The following is a 22698-nucleotide window of genomic DNA, read 5'->3' as shown; positions in this document are numbered from 1 at the left end:
GATATCAAGTTGACGTAAGCCCATGCGATGTCAATAGTACGAGCAAGCACATCCCGCTCATACTTTGACGCGGCCATTTGAAAACCTGCCGGGCTCGCAGAACTCGATACCGCTTTCAAACGGGTGCCGGAGAGTGTGTATGCATTGCATTGCGTGCTTTGATCGAAAGGTTGGAAATGACTACCAAGACACTCATCTGCGAAGAAGATGCCGTTACCGGTGAACAAGCGGTTTCCCCGGACCCCGATCCTCTTTGCAACAGGGCAGGCTCCACTCCGGCAGCGTGCAATATTTTCTGGAATGCCGGCCGCGTGTCACAGCAGGACCGGCAGCAGCAACTGGGCCATCGTCCGGCAACGGTCTGGCTCACCGGGCTGAGCGGCGCCGGCAAGTCGACACTCGCCTATGAACTGGAACTGATGCTTCTTACAGAAAAACATCCCTGTTATGTGCTGGATGGCGACAACCTTCGCCATCATCTGAATCGTGATCTCGGATTCTCGACCGAGGATCGCAAGGAAAACATCCGTCGCGCGGCGGAGGTGGCGCGGCTGATGAATGAAGCGGGATTGGTCGTGATCACATCTTTCATATCCCCCCGCAGGGAGGACCGGGAAATGGCGCGCGCCATCATCGGTGAAGAGCGCTTTATCGAAGTGCATGTGAGTACGTCGGCGCGGGTATGCGAATCGCGCGACCCGAAAGGTCTGTATGCAAAAGCCCGTGCAGGCCAGATCCCGGACTTTACCGGTATCTCATCGCCTTACGAGCCGCCAACGTCACCTGCGCTCGAGATCGATATGGGAAGGACGACTCCCGACGAAGCGGCACGGACCTTGCGCAACTGCCTTGCGAATCATCTCGGACGTTCATAATGAATGCATCAATTTCAAAGCCGGTTCCCGAGACGGCATCGTGGTTGCGCGCCTACGACGTTTTCAACGGTGACGCCGACGGCATCTGCGCCCTGCATCAACTGCGACTGGTACATCCACGGGAAGCGACGCTGGTCACCGGCGTAAAACGCGACATCGATTTGCTGAAAAGGATTCCTCCCGGCGAGAAGGCCGACGTGACCGTCCTGGATATCTCGCTGGTTGTCAATGCACCGACGTTGCTGCGCATCCTGCACGACGGTGGGCAGGTCGCCTACTTCGATCACCATTCCGGCGTTGGCCCGTTTCCGCATGCGGGCCTGACACTTCACTGGGATGACTCGCCGGATGTATGCACCAGCATTCTCGTGGACCGCCACCTTGGCGGTGTGTGCAGGAAATGGGCCGTGGTTGCAGCGTTCGGGGACAATCTTGATGGCCCGGCGCAAGCCCTGGCTGCCTCTATCGGCGTTGATCGCCGGCGCTTGCAGGAACTCGAAGAGCTTGGACGCCTGATCAACTACAACGCCTACGGAGAACGCGTCGAGGACCTGCATGTGGCGCCGGATATTCTTTATCTTGGGCTGCGGGCCTATACCGATCCGTTTGATTTCATCCATGGCTCGGACCATTTTCGCCTGCTGTCCGAAGGATATCGCGACGACGCGGCTCGCATGCGCAGCTTGTCGCCCGCCAGCGAAACCGAGGGCGGCGCAATCTACCTGCTTCCAGATGCGCCCTGGGCTCGTCGGATCTCGGGGACGTTTGCAAACAAACTGGCTTCCGAAGGAACGCCCCGGTCCTATGCGGTCCTTACCGAACGCAGCGACGGCGGTTACGTCGTCAGCGTTCGATCGGGGCAACCGGAGCTGCGCAGCGCGAACAGGTTATGCGACTGGTTTCCCACCGGCGGCGGGAGGAAGGCGGCAGCAGGCATCAACTGTCTCGCGGCGGACGACCTGGAGAACTTTGCAAGGGCGTTTCACGAATATTTCGCACCAAACTACGCAAACGGCGTTCCGGCGAGAGTGCATGTTGAATAACGGCGGTCAGCACGTCATCCGGCACGGCGAGGACATCCGCCTGGCGGCGCTTTGGTGGATGATCCTGCGCATCGCGAGTACGAGTTTCGGCGGCTTCATGGCCATGATTTCCGTGACGCAGAACGTGGTCGTCGAGCGCCGCAAGTTGCTGTCGAGCGAAGAAATGCTGAATGGCATTTCGCTTGCATCGGTGTTGCCGGGCCCGACCGCCATCAATGTCGTTGCCTACATCGGGTACCGCCTGCGCGGGGTGCCCGGCGCGGCGATATGCGTGTGCGCTGCGGTGTTGCCCGCATTCATGCTGATGGTCGGACTAAGCTTTGCGTACTTCAACTGGGGCTACGGTGCGGCAATGGGCCAGGCGTTCATGGGCATCGTTCCCGCGGTCGCTGCGATTGTTGCAGTTGCTGCATCGCGCATGTGCCACACCGCAGTGACGAGGCCGCTCGAAGCCATTCTGGCCGGTGGCGCAGCCGCGGCCGTGCTTTCAATTGGAGGCCTGGCCGCTACGCTGTTGCCGATAGCGCTGGCTGGCATTGCGGGATACCTGCATCCCGCCAACCCCCCTGAAGGAAACAGTCAATCGGCCGCAGCACACGACCACGCCACGCTTGCCGCCGTGCTGTCCGCTGCAATGCCGGCACTGCGGTCGAGGGTCCGCCTGCTTGCGGCATGCGCGCTGATGACGCTTCCTCTGGCTGCCGCCGCGCTGCAGGGGCGGGAGGCCGGACTGCTTGCGAAGCTGTTTGCCGTCTTTTCGGGCCTGAGCCTGCTGATGTTCGGTGGCGGCTATGTCTTCATCCCGATGTTTCAGCAAGCCGTCGTTGATGGCTACGGGTGGGTAACGCAACAGGAATTCATCGATGCCATTGCGCTCGGCCAGGTTACTCCGGGGCCGGTGCTGATCAGTGCGGCGTTCATCGGCTACAAACTCGCCGGCGTCGCCGGCGCGGGAGCGGCCACGCTCGGCATGTTCATACCGCCGGCGGCGCTGGCGATATTGTGCGCGCGCCTGGTTTCGGGGGTCCGTGCATCCGTGCGTCTGCACGGGGCATTGCGCGGTGTGCGCGCGGCAACATCCGGGATGGTCTGCGCAGCGGCGGTCCTGATCGGAAAATCGGCGGCACCCCACTGGTTATCCGTCGTCCTTTTTCTGCTGGCGCTGGTGGTCCTGACGCGCTGCCGGATCGAAGCTGTCTGGGTTGTACCGGCGGCGGGACTGATCGGATACCTGTCGTACTGATCGGGCGGAACAGCCATGGACTCAGGTCAAACCAATGTTTCGGCATCACCGGCGTATCGACTTCAGCAACGCCGCATTCATTCATCATCTGGAGAAGAATAAGCTATGAACACAAGCATGCACATCCCTGGTGTCAAGTCGGCGTCATCTCGTCCGCGCCCCGTACTGATGATTCCCGTAAGGCGGTGCGGCAGCCATGCGTTGCGGCTTCGGCTCAATTTCAATCCACGGTTCTTTTCGCCGTATCCGCTCCATATCGTCGATTTCATGCCGTTGGTGCCGCTGTATGGCAATCTGGCTGATGACGATGCCTACTTCCGCATGGTGGTCGACGTCGTCGGCCTGCAGGCCGCAAGCATGGTCAAATGGCCGGACACTGCGTTCGATCCGATCGATATCTTTGAATCGATCTGCGACGAACCGCGTAGCGTCCATCGGATTGTGTGGGAAATGCTGCTGCGTGCGGGCGAGCGCCACAAAGCCAAGGTGGTGATGGACAAGTCGCTTGACAGTGTGCAGTACGCCGACGAGCTGATGCGGCTTTTTCCGGACATGCTGTTTCTGAATGTCGTGCGCGATCCGCGCGCGCAGGTCGCGTCCATGAACAAAGCCATCATTCATGAATTTGATACGCTGCTCAATGCCCGGATCTGGGTCGATGCCCATCGCAGCGCCTGCGAGCTGCTGGCTCGTTATCCGGATCGTGTCCTGACGATCCGCTACGAGGACTTTCTTTCCAACCAGGAGAAGACGTTGATGAAAGTCTGCACGTTTTTCGAAATCGATTTCCTGCCGCAGATGCTGGATGTGACCCGGTCCGCTGAAGCTAATCAGATAGCGAAGTTGTCCGCGCTGTGGATGTCCAACTGTTATTCACCCATCGTGGCGAATGCGGACAAGTTCAAGAAACAGCTTTCGATGGACGAAATCGAAATGGTCGAAACGTTGGCGCAGCAGTATATGCGGCTTTACGGATATGAAATGATGACGAATGCACGCGCGACGGTGGACGATAAGGTGCTTGGAATCGCGCGTGCACGTTCCGACGCAGGCAGGGAAATCGCATGGCGTGATCTCAGGGAGAAAAACTTTCGTGACTACACGCTGCGCCGGTACAGAGCGGACTATCTCGCCCGGGTGCGGGCAGGACTGGAAGCTGCGCGTGGCATGGCAGGCCATGCCACGCGCAGCGCGGTTGCCTGATTGTTGCCGCGCGCAGGCATGGCATGAAGCAAGCGGCGGTATCGTACCGCCGTTCCGGCGGTGAAAGGGACGCTGCGACGGAAAGCGGCGCCGCGCTACACCAGCAGCCCAAGGGCCGCAGCTTTCACCGCGGCCTGGGTCTTGTTGCAGGTGCCAAGTTTGGTAACCACGTTGTTGACATGGAAGTTGACCGTGCGTTCGGAAATCGACAGGATCTGCGCTATCTCGTAAGCGGTTTTTCCTTCTGCGGTCCAGCGCAGCACTTCCTTTTCCCGCCCGGTAAGCGTGATCTGCGTTTCCGGTGCAAGTCTGGGCGTGAGCAGATTGGCCATCGCCGCATGCGTGTATTGGCCAAGCCATGACATTTTCGTCTGATTTTCACCCAACTCCGATGCCGTCAGCGGTTCGGCGCTGCGGGCCAGTGTCAGCAGGCCAACGGCGCCGTTCGGCCCGCGTGATGCCTGGGCCCATCCAACCTGTAGTCCCTGGCTGCGCGCCTCTTCCCACATATCCAGCGCCGATGAAAACAATTTGTTCGACCAGACGATCGGCAGCGTCGACCTGAATGCATGCTGCACTGTCGGATCGACCTGCAGATAGCCTCTCTCTTGATAACAGCGTTTCCACCGCTCCGAGTAGTTACTGAACATCGCGGCGCTTGGGCGGGATATCGGCACCGGCATCTTGATGCCGTAGGCGCAGTATTCGAAACCCAGCAACTTGGCCATATCGACGACGCGCGTGAACAGGTCCTGTTCCGATTGAACCTTTAGTAGCGCATCGAAGGGGTCATTCATCCAGTTCTCCATTGCTCGCATCTCCATCACCTGCTCTCCTTTCGTGTCCCCAATCCCTGATTTCTCTCATCCATTTTTCTGTAGCATCCGCCGTAGATTTGGTTAAGTCAAGCGATGTACTAATAGTCGTGCGTGCGGTATGCGACACGATAGCGCACAAAACAGCGTTGCAATCAAAGACTTATTAATTCCACGCAACGGACACGATGACTCTGTAGTGAACAGCATGAGTGCGCAGGACATGGATGGAGCAGGGCGTGTAGGCCGCGACAGTGGGAGTGCCATTGTCAAATCTAACAGTCCTAAGATTCAAGCGCCTCGCATAGACTTTATTGGCAGCTACTTGTTTGTTTAATCCAATCCAGATAGATGGGCTTTCAAGACCTCGTCACCAACTTACGTGATCTCATATCCGCCACCAGTTCCGTATGAAAGGCGCGCACCGACCATGTCGCCGGACGGCTATATCCGCATGCAGTTCGCTTGCCTTGCCAAACTGCCTCTCGTGCATCTGTACTCGGACAGTGACCCCGAATATTTGCAGGAGTTGAAGGCGCAAACCGTATCGGCACGTATCGCGGGATTTTGCGAATGGCGTAGCGAAATCGATCCCACGGTTTCGCTCGGCTGGAGCTGGTTCATTCACAGTCAGTCGGATCGCATGATGCTCGCCCCGGATCCCGTCCGGAGCAATGTCATGCTGATCGATGCGCAGGGGTACGACCTCGGGCAAGCGCAGACAGCAAACCTGTTTTACGCGTGGCTTGGTGAATTCGAGTGGCGCAACACTGTCGGCGGATTTCTCAAGCAGTCTTGCTAGTCCTGTTAATTCTGTCAGTTACCAAACTCGTAGCCCGGCGTTGTAATGGTTGCAAGCCAACAACCTGTTTAGCTGCCATGCAAACGATGACCGGAAGATCCAAAGACCTTACGCCAGAATTCGAGACTGCCCTTGCACAGTACCGGCACAAGATATTCATCGAGCGGTTGGGTTGGTCACTTCCTGTTGATGACGGCTTGGAGCGCGACCAGTTCGATCATCCGGAAACCATCTATGTCGTCACGCGCGAGCCGGACGGTGCGATCTGCGGATGCGCTCGCCTGCTGCCGACTACCGAACCGTATCTATTGAGTGAGGTGTTCCGCCATCTGATGCACGGTCAGCCGGTGCCGAAGTCGCGCGACGTATGGGAACTGTCGCGGTTTGCCGCCGCCAGTGTCAAATCGGATTCCCCCATCGACGCGGCATTGAATACACGCGCGCTCCTGGCGGAGGCAGTCCGCACCGCCGCGGCACATGGGGCGAAGCGCCTCATCACTGTATCCCCCCTTGGTATCGAGCGGCTGCTGCAACGCATGGGCGTGCATGCGCATCGTGCCGGTCCTCCGATGTTTGCGGAAGGCAAACCTGTTTTCGCGTGCTGGATCGAGATCGATGAGCAGACCTTGAACGCACTGAATATCTTGCCGAGTGAAAGCACGCGAGGCACCAACATGCTCCAGGCAGTAGACCGCATCCTTTCCGCCGTGGTCGAATCAGGCCTCGCGATGAGTCCGCGACATGCCTGATCTTTCCATGCGATTGCCCCTGGCGCTCATTACTTCATGCCAGACTGCATATGGAGCGGATAGGCACAATTGATTGTGATGTTTTGCAGGCCTGCCACTGCGCACCATCTTGCATCCACTCTGGCGCATCCGGTCCGGACGCAGCACGTTTTTGTTCTGCACGCCCGTTTATCCGCTCCGGCGACACGCACCGAATGTTGATCTCGCCCTGCTGATTTCCGCTATCTTCCCTGGTCTTTTCGGCTAAGCTGCTGTTCTGAGGAAGTCGATTCGTCGATTCCGCGATGCAACCGGCTTTCAGCCCGATGCAGCAATCATCGTGCAATGTACCGGTATGCCCAATGCGGGAATCAGATGGATACCTATGTTGAAATGTCGGTCCTGCGAACCGATCAAAGGTGGGAACAATGGGAAAGAAAGAAAAACTGGATCCGGAAACTGCCGCGTTGATCCAGTGGTGTACGGAAGTCGAAGGTTTCCTGGTCGCCGGCGGCGCGACCCTGGCGCAGGCGCAGGAACACATCGAGGAACAGGTGGAGTGGTTCACCGATATGTTTTATGAAGGCATGACGCCTGAGGCAGCGGCGAAGGCGGCGCTGAACTGAGTGTTCTCGCAGTGTTGGCAGGACACTAACCGGTGGGGCGTCGGGCTGAGCAGGGCGTGTCATCAATTGGGGTGGTGCTCCTTCGCCCCCAATTGATGACACGCCCTAAGTGCTGCGCAGCGGATCGAGCAGGTGACGCAACGCGTTATGGTCCAGCTCGTACATCAGCGCCAGCAACTCTCCCAGTTCACCGCGCGGAAAACCCTCCCGCGCAAACCAGCCAAGATAGTGCCCGGGAAGATCCGCCAGAAGTCTGCCCTTGTATTTTCCATAAGGCATTTCACGGACCAGCAAAAGTTGCAGTTGTTCGGGCTTCATGATCGCAAGGCGGCTGGGGAGTTTCCGGTGATTGTCATCGGTCTTATCGTAATCCAACATGCCTGAAACCCATTCATCGCCTGTCATTCCCGCACGGCTGCATGTATATCCTCGCCAAGGAGCATGGTCACGGACTCATGTCCCGCGCTTGCGGGCAACGGCTGATAGCCAGGATTTCGGCGATGTGCCGGTCTTTTCCTTGAATGCCCTGGCGAACGCCGGCTGGCTGCCATAGCCGACATCGAGGCTGATCCGTTTTATCGGTTGTCCTTTTCTCAACAGCTCCTGTGCCAGCCTGATGCGACGTTCGGTAATGTATTGGCCCGGAGTAGTGCCAACCACGGACTGGAATTGTCGTGCAAAGGTGCTGCGTGACATGCCGCACATATCGGCAAGCGACTCCAGTCGCCATTCCTTTTGCGGATTGTCGTTGATGGCTGCCAGCACGCGCGACAGTTTTTGATCCGCAAGCCCGGATAGAAGCCCGAGCGAAATCCGTCCGGCTTGCACTTCCCGTCGAATCATCTGGATCAGGAGCACATCGCACAGGCGATCCAGGATCAGGTCCTGCCCGTACTCGGCATTGCCGGCTTCGCGGAACAATATCTCGAGGGTTTCCGAGGATGCATCCATATCGGCGAGCGCCACATGCAGGTAGTCGGGCAATGCCTTGGCCAGCAGATTGTCGATGCCGCCATGAAAAGCAATCGAGGCGCAAAGCAGACTCGCCGGACCGCCCGATGGGACGACGAGAGTGTGCCGCATACCGCGGGGATAAAAGACCAGCGCGGGGGCAAGTGCATGAATCGACGGGCTGTCAGGGTGATTGAAGATGACCGGGCCACGCCGCACCAGATGTAACTGCCCGGTGTGCGCATCGTCGGAAAACTCCGTCGCGCCGCAGAATTCGCCATTGTGGAAAACCCGCGCGCCAACCGCATTTCGTCCAATCAATACGGAGAGCTTATCCATTAAGGAGGGTGCCGATACGTAAAGCTAAGAATTCTGGACGAACTGCAAAATTTCTGTCTGTAAAGTAGCGTACATTGCTCGGACTAAGAGAAGACCGAACAACGGCCTGCATTTCAATCCTCTCTCATGGGTAATTGTCAATAATTCAATGCGCTTTGCTGGTACGGCAGGGGGACACCTTCTTGTTCGCCGGCCTGCGTGGCGCCGGAAGCAGACGCGGCTGATTCCCCTATCCCTGCCAATTATGAACTCCTCTTCAAGCATGAAAATCGGCACAAAGCTCGGCTTGGGCTTCGGCCTGATAGCGTTCATCATCATATCGCTCGCAGCGTTCTCGCTCATTCGCATGCATGGGATCGTGGAAGTCATCGAGGCCCAGAACAAACTGCGCACGGAAAAGCTGGAACGGCTTTACGTTGCCCGTGAGGCGCTGGGACAAACCGGCCTGGCGGCAAGAAACGCGTTCATCTTCACCGACAAGGCACAGGCCGCGCGTGAACTCGACATCCTCGATCAGCAGAAAGCCATCTATCTTGATGCAGTGAGTGCAATGACGCCGCTGTTCAAGGACGATCCTGACTTTGAAAAAGTGCGCAAGGGGCTGTTGGCCATGGCGGAAGAGCTGAAGCGGCCGCGACAGTTCCGTGAGGCGGACAAGATGCAGGAATTCGGTGAATTTCTGGTCAGGGAATGCAGCCCCTTGCGCAGGCAGATCGTCACCGACATGGATATACTTCTCACATCGTTGCAGCAGGTCGTCGAAACCGGAAGTCGCGATGCGGAAGAGTCGTTGCTGCAGGCCGAGAAAATAGTCTTCCTGTTCTCGGTCGCCGCTCTGCTGGCGAGCATCGCCATCGGCGTCTTCCTCACCCGGGGGCTGCTGAAGCAGCTCGGCGGCGAGCCGGCGGATGTCGGTGCGATTGCAAGCCGCATTGCCCAGGGCGATCTGGCTGCCGCCGTGGTTACGAAGCCGGGGGACCGTACAAGCATGATGCACGCGATGAAGGAAATGCGCGAAAGCCTGTTGAACATCGTGGCGGAGGTTCGCTCGGGAACCGATTCCATCGGCACTTCATCTCGGGAGATTGCCTCCGGCAACCAGGATTTGTCCGCCCGCACCGAACAGCAGGCAGCATCGCTGGAAGAAACGGCGTCGTCCATGGAAGAACTGACATCCACCGTCAAGCAGAATGCCGACAATGCCCGGCAGGCCAACGAGCTTGCCCGCTCCGCATCGAATGTGGCGCTCAAGGGCGGCCAGGTGGTGTCGCAAGTCGTCGACACCATGTGCTCGATCAACGAGTCGGCGAAGAAGATCGCCGACATCATCGGTGTCATCGACGGCATCGCCTTCCAGACGAACATCCTCGCACTCAATGCCGCAGTCGAAGCGGCACGTGCCGGCGAGCAGGGGCGCGGCTTCGCGGTTGTCGCAACCGAAGTGCGCAATCTTGCGCAGCGATCCGCTGCCGCCGCGAAGGAAATCAAAACTTTAATCAGCGACTCGGTGGATAAGGTGGAAACCGGCGGCAGGCTGGTTGCCGAGGCCGGCAGCACGATGGACGAGATTGTCGAGAGCGTCAGACGGGTAACCGACATCATGGCCGATATCGCGGCGGCGTCGGAGGAGCAGACCGCCGGCATCGAACAGGTCAACCAGGCTATCGGGCACATGGATCAGGCGACCCAGCAGAATGCGGCATTGGTGGAGCAGGCCGCAGCCAGCGCGGAATCCCTGCGCGAGCAGGCCGGCACGCTTGCCAGGCTGGTCAGCATCTTCAAGCTGGATGCGGAGCGGAATCAGGCAATCCATGGCAGCAGCACGCTGCCTGGCAGTGCAAAAACGGTTGCCCCGGCGGCACGGCCGATTGCTGCACCAGCACCGGCACGCCGGCTGCCTTCCCCGGCGGAAAAAACCACCGGCGGAGATTGGGAAGAATTCTAGGCAACCTTCACGCGATCCGCTGTGGAATCAGTTTTCTGCTGCTGCACCTGATGGGTCAGGCCGACGCTACGTCAGGACGCAGTGACTTCTTCCATGTACACCAGTTCCCAAATGTGTCCGTCAAGATCCTGAAAGGAATGGGCGTACATGAATCCATGGTCTTGCGGATCGCTGAAGGTGGTACCTCCGGCGGCAACCGCCTTGCGCACCATGTCATCGAGGGCCGGGCGGCTTTCCGCTGACAGGCAGATCAGCACCTCGGTACTCTTTCTGGCGTCGCAGATCTCCTTCGGCGTAAAGGTCTTGAATTTCGCTTCGGTAAGCAGCATTACGAAGATATCGTCGCTCACGATCATGCAGGTGGCAGTGTCGTCCGTGAATTGGGGATTGAAGGTGAAGCCGAGGCTGGTAAAGAATGCGACGGAAGCGTTCAAATCCCTGACAGGCAGGTTGACGAAGATTTTTCTGGCCATGCGTATTCCTTGAAGAGGGGTTTCTCAAGCCTTGATATGGGCGCCATAATCTCATGTATAGGCCATTCCGGTTCGTTTCGCGCATGGTTTTAATGTCTCGATGAATAAGCCGAAGATCGCCGTTCAGCCGTTCGGACTACCTCGCGGCGTATCTACCGCAAAAACAACCTGAACAACTCCGCAAGCGAACTTACTCCCAGCTTTTCCCTGATGCGCGACCGATGGAACTCCACCGTCTTGATGGTTACGCCCAGGCTCTCCGCGATAGCTTTCGTCTGCCGGCCTTCCAGCACCAGGTCTAGGATTTCGCGTTCCCGTTCCGTCAGGTCCGCCAGGCGCGGGTTGGAAGTGACGGTCAATTTGTCGGCAACCGGCGTGCCGCTGCGCCGCGCCATGTCGTGCTTGAGCGCCGCGAGCACGACCGGGATTAGCCTTGGCGAGTCGATCGGCTTTTCGATGAAGTCGAATGCGCCGTCCTTCATCGCCCGCACAGCCATCGGCACGTCGGCATGGCCGGTGAGAAAGACGACCGGGATATCGAGGCGCCGGCTGCTCAGTTCCTTTTGCAGCGCCAGTCCGCTCATGCCAGGCATGCGGATATCGAGCACGAGGCAGCCGCCGAGTTCGAGCCGGTAGTTCTGCAGGAAAGAGCCGGCCGACGGGAAGGTTTCCACTTTCAACCCGGCGGCGCGGAAAAGCATGCTGAGCGCATCGCGCACGGCGGCGTCGTCATCGACGACGAAGACAGTTTGTTCAAGCTTGGGCATGTCGTGATACCGCCATGTGGGGAAGGGTGAACTGGAATACGGTTTCGTTGGCCGATGTCCTGCAATAAGACAGTTGTCCGGCATGCGCTTCGATGATCGACCGGCAGATGCAAAGGCCGAGCCCGAGTCCCTGCGACTTCGTGCTGAAGAAGGGCGTGTAGAGGCGCGCTTCATCTTCTTCCGCAATGCCGGGCCCATTGTCTTTCACGCATACCGTGATCGACCTGCCCGGCTCGATGGTGGTGCCGACCGATACCTTCCGCGCTGTCGGGCCTGCCTGCTGTACCGCGTCGATCGCATTGCGCAGAAGGTTCACGACGACCTGCTCGATCAGGGTGCGGTCGAACATCATTTCCTGAGCGTAGTCCGCGAGATCCATCTCGAAGGCAATCATGGAATTCTGCAATTCGATTTCCAGCGATTGCACCGCTTGTACGATGATGTCGTTGATGTTGCAGCTCTCGGGACTGGGTGCGCGGCGGCTGAGGAAACTGCGGGTGCGGTCGACGATGTGACTGGCCCGGATGGCCTGGACCCGGCACTTTTCCAGGGCGGTAATCACCTCGTCGATTTCCGGTTCGCTTTTCGATAGCAGCATGATGGACGCATTGTTGTAGGCGGCGATCGCCATCAGGGGCTGGTTGATTTCGTGTCCGAGCATGGACGCGATTTCCGTCAGTACCGATGAACGTGCAGTGTTGTGCACCATTTCCTGGTGCTGCCGTTTCAGCGCCTGCGCCTGTTTCTGTTCGGTGATATCCATGAAGATGCGCAGCGTCACAGGCTCGTTGCCGACCCAACGGATGGGCGTGGACTGGATCAGGTACCAGTGGCCGCTCTGCTCGTCCCTTGCTTCCTGGTAGACGAACTGGGCCGCAGTGCCGGTGGAAACGTTTCGCTGCTGACCGGCATCAATGAAGGTAAGCCGGGATTCGAAGGCCGCGAGGGTTTGTGCATTCACCTCTGGCGCAACCATTTCGGCGCAGTACTGATTGGCGTACAGCACGTCGCCATCCGCGCGATTGGCGACATAAATCCCCGCCGACAGCCCGTTCAGTACATGAAGAAATCGCGCATCCGCCTGGGCCAGCGCTTCCCGCAGGCGATGCAGCAAGGTCACGAAGATGACGAATGTGGCCGCCAGTAAAAAGCCTTCCCAGTAATAAAACATCTCTTGGGAATACATGTGATCGGGGCTGAAGCTGATTCCCCAGCATGCGACTGCCGCCGCCGATACCGACAGGCCGGAAACCATGCCGCCGGACCATGTGGCAAGCGCGATCGGCAACATGTAAAGAATGGCAAGACGTATCTCATAACCGGTCCGGTAGTCGAGCACCGCAATAAGCGCGACGAGAGCAAATGCGACGAGCGCGCCATGCACCTTGTTGCCGACCGCCCAATGCCAGAGCAGATTTGCCGGAATAAACGCCCGGCTGCGTGCTTGCGAAATATCCATTGCGCTTTCCGTTTCATGCTGCAAGGCCGTTGACGTTTCAACATCTGCATTGGCCATCCTGCCCGGATGCGGAGAGAAGCATTTCACCGGGCGCAGCGCAATCGTACTCAATTCGGGTCCGCTTCGTGCCGTATCCGTAACCGATTCGTAATACTACGTAGCCCGAAACTAGGGGTAACCCTAGTAGGGATTAGGTGATGGGCTCCTATACTGCGACGCTGAATCAGGCCCTGTGCAAAATCAATCGATCGCGCATGAAAAGGGACGTGAAATCGGTGCGGATACCCGGGCGGGCCGGCCGATGTCGCAAACTCAGGAGACGCGGATGCACCTGCTTTTACAATTGTCGAAATGGATCGACGTGCTTGGCGACCGCTTCGGCCGGCTCGCCAACGTGGCGATCCTCCTGTCGTGCGCCATCAGCGCAACCAACGCGCTTGCCAGGTATGGTTTCAACCTCAGCAGCAATGCGCTGCTTGAAGTGCAGTGGTATCTGTTCGGCGCCGCCGTCATGCTCGGTGCTTCGTACACTTTGCAGAAGAACGAGCATGTGCGGGTGGACCTGGTCTACGGGCACGTCTCGCCGCGCGTACAGCGCTGGATCGATATCTTCGGCATCGTTTTTTTCCTGCTTCCTGCCTGCCTGCTGTTTGCCTGGCTTTCCTGGACCACCCTGTTCCTGCCATCCTGGCGGGTGATGGAGCAGTCCGGCAATGCGGGCGGGCTGGCCCGTTATCCGATCAAGTTCCTCGTCCCCGCCGGTCTCCTGCTGCTTGCCCTGCAAGGCGTCTCCGAACTCATCAAGCGCATTGCCGCACTCAAAGGCATCGCGCAGCTCGATTCCAAGTATGAAAGGCCGGTTCAATGATCCCCTTGGAGTATATGCCCCCGCTCATGTTCGGCGGCCTGATCGTGTTCATGCTGATCGGCTTCCCGGTTGCATTTTCGCTGATGGCGCTCGGGCTGTTCTTTGGCCTGATTTCCATTGAACTCGGCTTCTTCGGCTCGCAGTTCCTGCAGGCGGTGCCACAACGGATTTTCGGCGTGCTGTCGAATGACCTGCTGCTTGCGATCCCTTTCTTCACCTTCATGGGCACCGTTCTTGAAAAATGCGGCCTGGCGGAAGAAATGCTCGATTCGATGGGGCAGCTGTTCGGCACCGTGCGCGGCGGCCTGGGCTATTCCGTCATTATCGTCGGCTTCATCCTCGGCGCCATCACCGGCACGGTGGCGGCCCAGGTGATCACGATGGCGATGATTTCGCTGCCGGTGATGATGCGCTACGGGTATAACGTGCGTTATACGACCGGCGTCCTCGCCGCATCGGGCACGATTACCCAGCTCGTTCCGCCGTCGCTGGTGCTGGTGGTGCTTGCCGACCAGTTGAAGACTTCCACCTCCAGCGCCGATGTAGGCAGCATGTACCTGGGCGCATGGGGGCCGTCGCTGGTGCAGATCGGCCTGTTCGTGCTCTATACCTTCATCCTGTCACGCATCAAGCCGGACTGGATGCCCGGCATCCCGAAGGAAGCGCGCACGCTCGATGGCTGGCCACTGGTGCGCAAATGCCTGCAGGGGATCGTGCCGTCCGCCGTGCTGATTTTCATGGTGCTGGGTACGATGATGATGGGTATCGCCACGCCGACCGAAAGCGGCGCGATGGGTGCGCTCGGCGCGGTGGTGCTCGCCGTCATCCGCAGCAAGGAATTCACCAAGCGCGACCGGCTGTTCTTCCGCATCGGGATGCTCGGGCTTGGCGCCGCCATCCTGCTGGGGATTTTCTTTTACAGCACGCATGTCGGCATCGACGACAAGGCGAAACCTTTCCTGCAGGCGTCGCTGGCTGCGGTGTACATCGCGCTCATCTGGCTCGCCGCGCGCGCCAGCCACATCAGGGACTTGCGCAACCTGATCGTGCAAGGCTATCAGTCGACCATGCGGCTTACCTCGATGGTGGTGTACATCCTCATCGGATCGTCCTGCTTCACGGTGGTGTTCCTTGGCGTGGACGGCGGCATCTGGGTCGAGCACCTATTCACCAGCCTGCCCGGCGGATGGATCGGTTTCATGATCGTCGTGAATCTGTTCGTCTTCTTCCTTGCGTTCTTCCTCGACTTCTTTGAAATCGCGTTCATCGTCGTGCCTATCCTCGCGCCGGTTGCCGAAAAGATTCTTTCCCCGGTCATGCTACCCTATATGGGAACCCCGGAAGCGGCATCGGTCGCGGCGCTGGTCTGGTTCGGCGTCACCCTCTGTGTGAACATGCAGACCTCCTTCATGCATCCACCTTTCGGATTTGCGCTGTTTTACCTGCGCGGCGTGGCGCCGAAGGAAGTCAAGAGCTCCGATATCTATTGGGGCGCGGTGCCCTGGGTGGTGCTGCAAATGCTCATGGTGGCGCTCGTCGTGTCCTTCCCGATGATGGTCGCCGGATTGCTTGATAAAGGAAGCGCCGTCTTGCCGACCGATCCGAAAGTCATGGAGCAATTGTTCAACGAGGGGGCCGCGCCGTCGTACGGGACGGAGAAGAACGACGAGTCCCTGTTTGCCGTGCCGCCCCCGGATCCGGCCAAATAACCGGGCGGGAGAAGGAGAGGGCGAGTTCCGTAAGGGGGATTACTGCGGCTCAGGGCCGCACAAGCGCACAATCCTGCCGGTATTCGATGCAACGCATCCCGCCGGCGGTTTGATTGCGCAGCCGCGGATGCCTTATGGATTGCCGGGCGGATTGCACCGCAAATTTGTTGCTGCCTGGTGCGCTGCATCACGCCAGAACTGCGAACTGATGTCTTTCCATAATGCCTAACGTCTGACTAGACCAAGGGCAAGATATGGAAAAACACGAGATTACGGTTCAGGACCTGGAGCGGCTCGCGGAAGCAATGGCGCAGCGCATTACCGATCTTGAATGCCCGGAATGCTGCGATTGCGGTCCGGTGTACCAATACATGGAGTTGAGCGTAGCGCTCTACCGGGAAGAATGGGAGTGGGCGCTGCTGGCGCATACGCTGCACTTTCGCAGGAAGACGAAAGCATCCCCGAAAGCATGATGTCGCCGCCCGGCTCCGCCGGAGGCGCGCACCCGTGCCGGCGTCAGGGCCCCGCCTGTCCCTGGAAGCGTTTGTATCTGTCCAGCACCATCGGCACGTACTTGATAGTCTCGGAATAGGGCGGCACCCTGCGTCCGTGCCGGATCACCGCATTTTCTCCGGCGTTATAGGCCGCCACCGCAAGCTGCACGTCGCCGCCGAACATTCCTAGCAGATCGCGCAGGTAGCGTGCGCCGACGTCGACATTCTGCTCCGGGGAATACAGATCGAACCGCCCATAGCGAGCGGCGGTGGCCGGCATCACCTGCATCAGCCCAACCGCGCCCTTGGGTGACAGGGCACGGGAATTGAATCCGGATTCGACTTCGATGATCGCCTTGAGTAGTGCCGGCTGGAGGCCATGGGCCGTGGCGACGCGCTGCACCAGCGGGTCCAGGGCCGTGCGGCGGGCGGTGAGCTGGGGGAGCGAAACCGGCCCGGTTCCGGCGCGCGGCCACAGCCGGTTGCCGTCGAAGCGGGCGAAGACCTGCGATGTCTTGTTGATCGGCCGATCGGAATAGGTTGGAACCTGGCCATCGTACGACCGGTAAATCTTGAGGTCTTCGGCATGTGTGGTCGCCATGCTGCATAGCGCGATACCGAATAAGACTTGCCGCATGGTCGCGGCGCCGCTTTTGTGCGCGGCACTCCTTCTAATGGAGTTCATTGCATTCTCCCTGACTACCGGTACGATACTTCGGCACCAGAGTTTCCTGCAAGCATTAATTTGACCGTTGCGAGGTTCCGGGAACCACCGCAACGGTCTTGGGAGGATGCCGGCGCTTACTTTTTCAGGAAGGCATCCAATGCCGACCTGCCGATCGCCGGATCGTCGGTGAAGAATCCGTCGACCCCGGCTTCCAGGAAGGCGGTGATCTCCGCCGCCATGTCGCCGCGCTGCGACGGCGATGCCGGGTCACCCTTGCGCAGGTTTGCCGGGAGGAAGGGGTTTTCCGGCCTGAACGTGTACGGATGCACCAGCAGCTTGGCGGCATGTGCGTCGCGTACCAGCGCGGTGGGCGCGGCCAGGTTGTTGGCGCGGTCACGCGGAATGACCATTTCCTTGGATGGACCGATGCCATCGGCATAGGTCGCGACTTCCAGCAGCCCGGCGGGCGTGGCGATATCGGCATAGGTGCGGCTGTCGCCGGACAGGCGGAAGTCCTCCGGCTTGCCGGAACCCGACAGCAACTGGACGATCGGCAGGCCGGTCATGGCGCGGATTTCCTTCAGATTGGCCACCTCGAACGACTGGATGAACACTGGCGCTTTCCGGCCGCGATAGCCATTGGCATGCAGGGTATCGACCAGGCGCTTTTCGAGCGGCAGGTTGATCGACTTGAAGTAGCTCGGGTGCTTGGTTTCCGGGTAAATGCCGATGGTGCGTCCTGTTTCCAGGGATTTGCTCTGCGCGAGGTCGATGACTTCCTGCAGCGTCGGAATCCGGAACTGGCCGTCGTACTGGGTGTTGGCGGGACGGTTGCGCGGGATGCGTTCCTTTGCCTTCAGCGTCTTGAGTTCGGCCAGCGTGAAGTCTTCGGTGAACCAGCCGGTGATCGCGACGTTATCGATCAGCTTGGTGGTCTTGCGGCCGGCGAATTCCGGCCGGTCCGCGACATCGGTCGTGCCGGAGATTTCATTCTCATGCCGGGCGACAAGCACGCCGTCCCTGGTAATGACCAGATCCGGCTCGATGACGTCCGCGCCGTCCTCGATCGCCTTGGCATAGGCCTCGATGGTATGTTCCGGCCGCAATGCGCTCGCGCCGCGATGCGCCAGTACCAGCTTGGCAGGAAGGCGGTCTTTTGCATGTGCCTTAGTGTGTTTGGCCGGATGAGCATCCTTATGGCCTGCATCGGCGCTTTGTGCCGTCAATGGAAACAGGCTGAAAGCGCCTGCCGTCAAAACGATGTTCAAGAGCAACTTCATGATGTCGTCCCATGGCTAAGAAGGAGTCACATTATTGATAACCATTGTTACGCCGCGATGTCATCAGCGCGGGATGTTGATGTATCGGCGCAAGTGCGGCCGCATGAATGTTGCACTAAGGAATTATCATTTAGTCATCTTATTTCGAATGCCATGTCGCCCGAGTACAATACCGGTTCTTCAACAACCGGAACTGACGGGATAACCGTGTCGTTCTACCTCGGTGGATATATTAATTATCCTGGGTCTCATTCTTCTCAACGGCGTTTTCGCCATGTCCGAACTGGCCATCGTTTCCTCCAAACGCATGCGGCTGGAAAAACTCTCAGAAAACGGCAGCCGCGGCGCACGTGCCGCCCTGCAGCTCGCGGACAGCCCGAGCCGGTTTCTCTCCACGGTCCAGGTGGGTATCACCCTGATCGGCATTTTCAACGGCGCCTTCGGTGAAGCTTCGCTGGTGGAACGGCTGACACCGAACATCGCGACTGTTGCCGTGATTGCCGACTATGCGCGTGAAATCGCGCTCGCCATCGTTGTCATCGGCATCACGTTCGCATCGATCATCCTCGGCGAACTGGTACCCAAGCGCATCGCGATGCAATACCCGGAAACGGTCGCCACGCTGATCTCCGTGCCGATGCAATGGCTGTCCCGCGTCATGGGGCCGTTCGTCAAGATCCTGTCGGTCGCTACGGAATTCATCATGCGTCTGCTGGGATTGCACAAAACGACGGATAGCGCGGTGACGGAAGAGGACATCACCGGCATGCTGAGAGAGGGGACCGACGCCGGCCTGTTCGAAAAGACCGAGCACGACATCGTGACCCGGGCCCTGCGGCTCGACGACCAGCGTCTGGCCGCGTTGATGACGCCGCGCACCGATCTCGAATTCATTGATCTCAACGACACTGTCGAGAAGAATCTCGCCAGGATCGCCGATAGTCCCTACAGCCGCTTTCCGGTGTGCGACGGCGACCGTTCGCAGGTCATCGGCATCGTCCACGCCGGCGATCTGTTCGAACAATCGATCCGCAGCAAATCCCTGTCCAATATCGATATCGCCGCGGTCACCAAGCCACCGTTGTATGTGCCCGAATCCCTCAGCGGCATGCAGCTCCTGGAGGCACTGAAGAAGAACCGCGCCGAACTGGCACTGGTGGTCGATGAATACGGCGAGATCGAGGGCATGGTCACATTAAGCGACGTGATGGGCGCGCTGGTGGGCGACGTCTCCGTTATCGATGAGCAGCAGGAAGCCGACGCGGTACAGCGGGACGATGGAAGCTGGCTGATCGATGGCGGCGTCTCCTTCGACCGGTTCCGCGAGCTGCTGCAGACCGAGGCCCGGTTTCCGGAAGAATCCTCCGGTACCTACCACACGCTCGCCGGCTTCGTGCTCACCCAGTTCGGCCGTATCCCGAACACCGCCGAACATTTCGAATGGGATGGCTACCGCTTCGAGGTGGTCGACATGGATCGCAACCGCATCGATCGCCTGCTGGTGTCGAAGATTGAATCGGCCGATCTTTCCGAAACGCCGGCAGAATAAGGCCGGCCGGGCTTCAGGTGGCCGGCTATCGGGTGCCTGAAACGCCATATGGCCGGACCGGGATAAGCAGCCCGGCGTGCCGTTCGGAATCATCCATGTATTTGCGTATGCTGTTTCACAGCGAAATCACGTGCCTGAAGTTCCTCATAACGCTTGAAAACCATCAAGCAAAGAGGCCTTGCAATCAAAGTGCGGCACTCTACACTCCAATGTCCCTCTATCTTCAGCAAGGAGCAGTACATGGACATGGATTTCAGTGCGTACCAACGCGGGGACTTTCCGGTGGATCAACCGATGGAAGCGCTCAAGACCGATCACCGCTTCGTCAGGGAATTATTCGAGCGGTATTTTCAGGCGCAGGATGCGGATGAAAAGAAAGGGTTGGGCCGGCACGTTTTGTTGCTGCTGGACATGCACGCGGCGATCGAGGAACGGGTCTTCTATCCTCGAGTGCGCGAGGCTGACCCGTCGCTCATCGACCGGTGCGAACAGGAGCATGATCAGGCCACCCGGCTGATCGAAACCTTGCGATTGATGGATGACGACGATCCGCTCGCGCCGCAACTTTATCGTCAGCTGGCAGACGCAATCCTTGCGCACATCGAATCGGAGGAGCAGGAACTGTTTCCCAAGGTGGCACAGGCAAACATGGACCTGACCGCGATCGGAAATGAAATGCAGACGCTGGAAATCACGCTGATCGCCGATCGCATGCAAAAGCCGGTCGCACCCGGTTTGCGGGTCTAAGTCAGCAAGCGAAGCGAATAAGCAGGAGCAGGTATCGTTTCGCGACGACGCAGTCAGTTGTTGCCGCCGCTATTGCCCCCATTGCCGCCATCATTGTCACGACGATCCTGCTTCCTTCGTTCGACGCAGTCCCATCCGATTTCACGCCGGATCTGCTCGGGGTCGTGCAATGGCGAGCGTGCATCATTGCGGCGTTCGTTCTGTCGCCGTTCCATGTACTCCCGCACCTTTTCCTTGCCGCTGGTGGGTTCGCTCATCGGTGCCATGCCTGCTTCGGAAGGATGGACTACAGGTTACGAACTCCTGTCCGGCATCGCTTGATGCGGCACAAGGGGATGAGAATAAAAAGTTCAGTTCTTCCAGGCAAGAAAACGCCGGCATGGATAGCCGGCGTTTTCTTGCTGCATGTCATCATCAGGCCGGAAGACCAGGGCCGCGACACTATGCTGCGATCGCAACATCCTCCTTCGGCGCCGTCGTGCGGATCAGGTGATCGAATGCGCTCAGCGCTGCTTTCGATCCTTCGCCCATCGCGATCACGATCTGCTTGTACGGCACCGTCGTCGCATCGCCTGCCGCGAACACGCCCGGCACCGAGGTCTGGCCGCGCGCATCAACTTCGATTTCACCGCGATTGCTCAGTGCCACCGTTCCCTTGAGCCAGTCGGTGTTCGGCAGCAAGCCGATCTGGACGAAGATGCCTTCCAGTTCGATGTGGCGCGATTCGCCGCTCTTGCGGTCGGTGTAGCGCAATCCGTTAACCTTCGCGCCGTCGCCGGTCACCTCGGTGGTCTGCGCTTGCGTAATGACCGTGACGTTCGGCAGGCTGTGCAGCTTGCGCTGCAGTACCGCGTCCGCACGCAGCTGGCTGTCGAATTCCAGCAGCGTGACATGGGCGACGATGCCCGCCAAGTCGATGGCCGCTTCCACGCCGGAATTGCCGCCGCCGATCACCGCGACACGCTTGCCCTTGAACAGCGGACCGTCACAGTGCGGGCAATAGGCAACCCCGCGATTGCGGTATTGATCTTCGCCCGGCACGTTCATCTGCCGCCAGCGTGCGCCGGTGGCCAGCACGACGGTTTTCGCCCTGACGCTGGCGCCGCTCGCCAGTTTGACTTCAATGACGTCACCCGGCACCAATGCGGTTGCGCGCTGCAGGTTCATGATGTCGACGTCGTATTCCTTCACATGCTGCTCCAGCGCGACCGCCAGCTTCGGTCCTTCGGTCTCCTTGACGGAAATGAAGTTTTCGATGCCCATGGTATCCAGCACCTGGCCCCCGAAGCGTTCCGCCACCACGCCGGTGCGGATGCCCTTGCGGGCGGAATAGATTGCTGCCGAGGCGCCGGCAGGACCGCCGCCGACGACCAGCATGTCGAATACGTCTTTCTTCGCGATCTTCGCGGCGTCGCGCTGCGCGGCGCCGGTATCGAGCTTGGCGAGGATCTCTTCCAGGCCCATGCGGCCCTGGCCGAAATTCTGGCCGTTCAGGAAGATCGTCGGCACCGACATGATCTGGCGCTCGTTCACTTCATCCTGAAACAGCGCGCCGTCGATCATGACATGGCGCACGTTCGGATTGACCACGGCCATCAGGTTCAATGCCTGCACCACGTCCGGGCAGTTCTGGCAGGAGAGCGATATGTAAGTCTCGAAAAGGAATTCGCCTTCGAGGTTGCGGATCTGGTCGAGCACATCGGCTTCCACTTTCGGCGGATGGCCGCCGGCTTGCAGAAGCGCGAGCACCAGCGATGTGAATTCATGGCCCATCGGAATGCCGGCGAAACGGATGCCCATGTTGCTGCCGACCCGGTTGACCGAGAAGGAAGGCGTGCGTTCGCCATCGCCGCGCCGTTCGGTCAGCGTGATGCGGGGCGAGAGTTCGGTGATTTCTTTCAGCAGCGCGAGCATCTCGCGGGATTTATCGCCGTCATCGAGCGATGCGGTGAGCTCGACGGGCTGGGTAACTTTTTCGAGATAGGCTTTGAGTTGATTCTTCAGGTTTGCATCCAGCATGGCAATCTCGCTTTCGTGTTGGTTGATACGCTATTTCAGGGTGTGCAGTGCCACTGCCGGATCAGCATGGAGCTGCGGCCGATTTTGCTGATCGGG

23 protein-coding genes are annotated in these 22698 nt (G+C 59.1%); 13 read left to right on the top strand and 10 right to left on the bottom strand.

Translation table 11 applies throughout. The annotated features are described in order from the left end of the window. Positions 1-176: 176 nt before the first annotated feature. From cysC to VGU61_RS06990, 4 genes are all read left to right on the top strand, one after another. Positions 177-875, top strand: a complete 699-nt coding sequence (gene cysC / locus VGU61_RS07005; RefSeq protein WP_326858390.1) for an adenylyl-sulfate kinase — start codon at positions 177-179, stop codon at positions 873-875. After that, on the top strand, positions 875-1918 hold the full coding sequence (locus VGU61_RS07000; protein ID WP_326858389.1) for a hypothetical protein: 1044 nt from the start codon (positions 875-877) through the stop codon (positions 1916-1918). Before cysC ends, VGU61_RS07000 begins: the two co-directional genes overlap by 1 nt. Continuing rightward, positions 1908-3161: a chromate efflux transporter gene (gene chrA / locus VGU61_RS06995; protein ID WP_326858388.1), complete on the top strand. Its 1254-nt coding sequence runs from the start codon at positions 1908-1910 to the stop codon at positions 3159-3161. Before VGU61_RS07000 ends, chrA begins: the two co-directional genes overlap by 11 nt. Positions 3162-3266: 105 nt before the next feature. Continuing rightward, positions 3267-4364 (top strand): sulfotransferase, encoded by a 1098-nt coding sequence (locus VGU61_RS06990; protein WP_326858387.1) that lies wholly within the window; start codon positions 3267-3269, stop codon positions 4362-4364. Between the two features lie 95 nt (positions 4365-4459). Here the strand turns inward: VGU61_RS06990 and VGU61_RS06985 are convergent, their stop codons facing one another. After that, positions 4460-5188 carry an autoinducer binding domain-containing protein gene (locus VGU61_RS06985; RefSeq protein ID WP_326858386.1) on the bottom strand — a complete coding sequence of 243 codons (729 nt, stop codon included), beginning with the start codon at positions 5186-5188 and terminating at the stop codon, positions 4460-4462. A 421-nt stretch (positions 5189-5609) separates the two neighbouring features. On the opposite strand from VGU61_RS06985, the gene VGU61_RS06980 reads away from it, so the two are divergent. The 3 genes from VGU61_RS06980 (at position 5610) to VGU61_RS06970 (ending at position 7335) form a co-directional block, all read left to right on the top strand. Continuing rightward, positions 5610-5981 carry a DUF4902 domain-containing protein gene (locus VGU61_RS06980; RefSeq protein WP_326858385.1) on the top strand — a complete coding sequence of 124 codons (372 nt, stop codon included), beginning with the start codon at positions 5610-5612 and terminating at the stop codon, positions 5979-5981. A gap of 77 nt (positions 5982-6058) precedes the next feature. Next, entirely contained in the window at positions 6059-6730 is a 672-nt protein-coding gene (locus VGU61_RS06975; protein WP_326858384.1) for an acyl-homoserine-lactone synthase, read from the top strand. A 407-nt stretch (positions 6731-7137) separates the two neighbouring features. After that, positions 7138-7335, top strand: a complete 198-nt coding sequence (locus tag VGU61_RS06970; protein ID WP_326858383.1) for a hypothetical protein — start codon at positions 7138-7140, stop codon at positions 7333-7335. 105 nt (positions 7336-7440) lie between these two features. Here the strand turns inward: VGU61_RS06970 and VGU61_RS06965 are convergent, their stop codons facing one another. Together VGU61_RS06965 and VGU61_RS06960 are read right to left on the bottom strand one after the other, a co-directional pair. After that, positions 7441-7653 (bottom strand): DUF3820 family protein, encoded by a 213-nt coding sequence (locus VGU61_RS06965; RefSeq protein ID WP_326858396.1) that lies wholly within the window; start codon positions 7651-7653, stop codon positions 7441-7443. A gap of 135 nt (positions 7654-7788) precedes the next feature. Continuing rightward, the gene (locus tag VGU61_RS06960) at positions 7789-8625 is read right to left on the bottom strand and encodes an AraC family transcriptional regulator (RefSeq protein ID WP_326858382.1); all 837 of its coding nucleotides are present in this window, start codon (positions 8623-8625) and stop codon (positions 7789-7791) included. A 262-nt stretch (positions 8626-8887) separates the two neighbouring features. On the opposite strand from VGU61_RS06960, the gene VGU61_RS06955 reads away from it, so the two are divergent. Then, positions 8888-10570: a methyl-accepting chemotaxis protein gene (locus VGU61_RS06955; RefSeq protein WP_326858381.1), complete on the top strand. Its 1683-nt coding sequence runs from the start codon at positions 8888-8890 to the stop codon at positions 10568-10570. A 71-nt stretch (positions 10571-10641) separates the two neighbouring features. Here VGU61_RS06955 and VGU61_RS06950 read toward each other — a convergent pair whose 3' ends face one another. The 3 genes from VGU61_RS06950 to VGU61_RS06940 all read right to left on the bottom strand — a co-directional run bounded on the left by VGU61_RS06950 (position 10642) and on the right by VGU61_RS06940 (position 13269). Beyond that, positions 10642-11043, bottom strand: a complete 402-nt coding sequence (locus tag VGU61_RS06950; RefSeq protein WP_326858380.1) for a VOC family protein — start codon at positions 11041-11043, stop codon at positions 10642-10644. 152 nt (positions 11044-11195) lie between these two features. Then, positions 11196-11810, bottom strand: a complete 615-nt coding sequence (locus tag VGU61_RS06945; RefSeq protein ID WP_326858379.1) for a response regulator transcription factor — start codon at positions 11808-11810, stop codon at positions 11196-11198. Continuing rightward, positions 11797-13269, bottom strand: coding sequence for an ATP-binding protein (locus VGU61_RS06940; RefSeq protein WP_326858378.1), 1473 nt, complete (start codon positions 13267-13269; stop codon positions 11797-11799). Before VGU61_RS06940 ends, VGU61_RS06945 begins: the two co-directional genes overlap by 14 nt. 325 nt (positions 13270-13594) lie before the next feature. Here VGU61_RS06940 and VGU61_RS06935 point away from each other — a divergent pair, with 325 nt between their 5' ends. From VGU61_RS06935 to VGU61_RS06925, 3 genes are all read left to right on the top strand, one after another. Continuing rightward, a complete protein-coding gene (locus VGU61_RS06935; RefSeq protein ID WP_326858377.1) occupies positions 13595-14137 on the top strand; it encodes a TRAP transporter small permease subunit in 543 nt (180 codons plus the stop codon). Then, entirely contained in the window at positions 14134-15846 is a 1713-nt protein-coding gene (locus VGU61_RS06930) for a TRAP transporter large permease (protein ID WP_326858376.1), read from the top strand. Before VGU61_RS06935 ends, VGU61_RS06930 begins: the two co-directional genes overlap by 4 nt. A gap of 254 nt (positions 15847-16100) precedes the next feature. Next, on the top strand, positions 16101-16319 hold the full coding sequence (locus tag VGU61_RS06925; protein ID WP_326858375.1) for a hypothetical protein: 219 nt from the start codon (positions 16101-16103) through the stop codon (positions 16317-16319). 43 nt (positions 16320-16362) lie between these two features. On the opposite strand, the gene VGU61_RS06920 is transcribed toward VGU61_RS06925, so the two are convergent. Continuing rightward, on the bottom strand, positions 16363-17025 hold the full coding sequence (locus VGU61_RS06920) for a lytic transglycosylase domain-containing protein (protein WP_326858374.1): 663 nt from the start codon (positions 17023-17025) through the stop codon (positions 16363-16365). Positions 17026-17141: 116 nt separating this feature from the next. Then, a complete protein-coding gene (locus VGU61_RS06915; protein WP_326858373.1) occupies positions 17142-18287 on the bottom strand; it encodes a glycerophosphodiester phosphodiesterase in 1146 nt (381 codons plus the stop codon). Between the two features lie 223 nt (positions 18288-18510). Here VGU61_RS06915 and VGU61_RS06910 point away from each other — a divergent pair, with 223 nt between their 5' ends. Continuing rightward, positions 18511-19836, top strand: coding sequence for a hemolysin family protein (locus VGU61_RS06910; protein ID WP_326858372.1), 1326 nt, complete (start codon positions 18511-18513; stop codon positions 19834-19836). Positions 19837-20076: 240 nt separating this feature from the next. After that, on the top strand, positions 20077-20583 hold the full coding sequence (locus VGU61_RS06905) for a hemerythrin domain-containing protein (protein WP_326858371.1): 507 nt from the start codon (positions 20077-20079) through the stop codon (positions 20581-20583). Between the two features lie 53 nt (positions 20584-20636). On the opposite strand, the gene VGU61_RS06900 is transcribed toward VGU61_RS06905, so the two are convergent. Then, on the bottom strand, positions 20637-20840 hold the full coding sequence (locus tag VGU61_RS06900; RefSeq protein ID WP_326858370.1) for a hypothetical protein: 204 nt from the start codon (positions 20838-20840) through the stop codon (positions 20637-20639). Positions 20841-21024: 184 nt separating this feature from the next. Further along, a complete protein-coding gene (gene ahpF / locus VGU61_RS06895) occupies positions 21025-22602 on the bottom strand; it encodes an alkyl hydroperoxide reductase subunit F (protein WP_326858369.1) in 1578 nt (525 codons plus the stop codon). Positions 22603-22698 lie beyond the last annotated feature (96 nt).

This window comes from Noviherbaspirillum sp. (assembly GCF_035944575.1).
Classification (GTDB): domain Bacteria; phylum Pseudomonadota; class Gammaproteobacteria; order Burkholderiales; family Burkholderiaceae_D; genus Noviherbaspirillum.
This window is presented reverse-complemented; position numbering and strand designations above follow the sequence as displayed.

Bases quoted from the DNA above. Each gene is read 5' to 3' on its own strand.
- ahpF (WP_326858369.1), bottom strand. From the start codon at position 22,602: ATGCTGGATGCAAACCTGAAGAATCAACTCAAAGCCTATCTCGAAAAA.
- VGU61_RS06905 (WP_326858371.1), top strand. From the start codon at position 20,077: ATGGACATGGATTTCAGTGCGTACCAACGCGGGGACTTTCCGGTGGAT.
- VGU61_RS06955 (WP_326858381.1), top strand. From the start codon at position 8,888: ATGAAAATCGGCACAAAGCTCGGCTTGGGCTTCGGCCTGATAGCGTTC.
- VGU61_RS06935 (WP_326858377.1), top strand. From the start codon at position 13,595: ATGCACCTGCTTTTACAATTGTCGAAATGGATCGACGTGCTTGGCGAC.
- VGU61_RS06990 (WP_326858387.1), top strand. From the start codon at position 3,267: ATGAACACAAGCATGCACATCCCTGGTGTCAAGTCGGCGTCATCTCGT.
- VGU61_RS06920 (WP_326858374.1), bottom strand. From the start codon at position 17,025: ATGAACTCCATTAGAAGGAGTGCCGCGCACAAAAGCGGCGCCGCGACC.
- VGU61_RS06930 (WP_326858376.1), top strand. From the start codon at position 14,134: ATGATCCCCTTGGAGTATATGCCCCCGCTCATGTTCGGCGGCCTGATC.
- VGU61_RS06970 (WP_326858383.1), top strand. From the start codon at position 7,138: ATGGGAAAGAAAGAAAAACTGGATCCGGAAACTGCCGCGTTGATCCAG.
- VGU61_RS06900 (WP_326858370.1), bottom strand. From the start codon at position 20,840: ATGAGCGAACCCACCAGCGGCAAGGAAAAGGTGCGGGAGTACATGGAA.
- VGU61_RS06945 (WP_326858379.1), bottom strand. From the start codon at position 11,810: ATGCCCAAGCTTGAACAAACTGTCTTCGTCGTCGATGACGACGCCGCC.
- cysC (WP_326858390.1), top strand. From the start codon at position 177: ATGACTACCAAGACACTCATCTGCGAAGAAGATGCCGTTACCGGTGAA.
- VGU61_RS06925 (WP_326858375.1), top strand. From the start codon at position 16,101: ATGGAAAAACACGAGATTACGGTTCAGGACCTGGAGCGGCTCGCGGAA.
- VGU61_RS06975 (WP_326858384.1), top strand. From the start codon at position 6,059: ATGCAAACGATGACCGGAAGATCCAAAGACCTTACGCCAGAATTCGAG.
- VGU61_RS06940 (WP_326858378.1), bottom strand. From the start codon at position 13,269: ATGGATATTTCGCAAGCACGCAGCCGGGCGTTTATTCCGGCAAATCTG.
- VGU61_RS06915 (WP_326858373.1), bottom strand. From the start codon at position 18,287: ATGAAGTTGCTCTTGAACATCGTTTTGACGGCAGGCGCTTTCAGCCTG.
- VGU61_RS06960 (WP_326858382.1), bottom strand. From the start codon at position 8,625: ATGGATAAGCTCTCCGTATTGATTGGACGAAATGCGGTTGGCGCGCGG.
- VGU61_RS06965 (WP_326858396.1), bottom strand. From the start codon at position 7,653: ATGAAGCCCGAACAACTGCAACTTTTGCTGGTCCGTGAAATGCCTTAT.
- chrA (WP_326858388.1), top strand. From the start codon at position 1,908: ATGTTGAATAACGGCGGTCAGCACGTCATCCGGCACGGCGAGGACATC.
- VGU61_RS07000 (WP_326858389.1), top strand. From the start codon at position 875: ATGAATGCATCAATTTCAAAGCCGGTTCCCGAGACGGCATCGTGGTTG.
- VGU61_RS06950 (WP_326858380.1), bottom strand. From the start codon at position 11,043: ATGGCCAGAAAAATCTTCGTCAACCTGCCTGTCAGGGATTTGAACGCT.
- VGU61_RS06980 (WP_326858385.1), top strand. From the start codon at position 5,610: ATGTCGCCGGACGGCTATATCCGCATGCAGTTCGCTTGCCTTGCCAAA.
- VGU61_RS06985 (WP_326858386.1), bottom strand. From the start codon at position 5,188: ATGGAGATGCGAGCAATGGAGAACTGGATGAATGACCCCTTCGATGCG.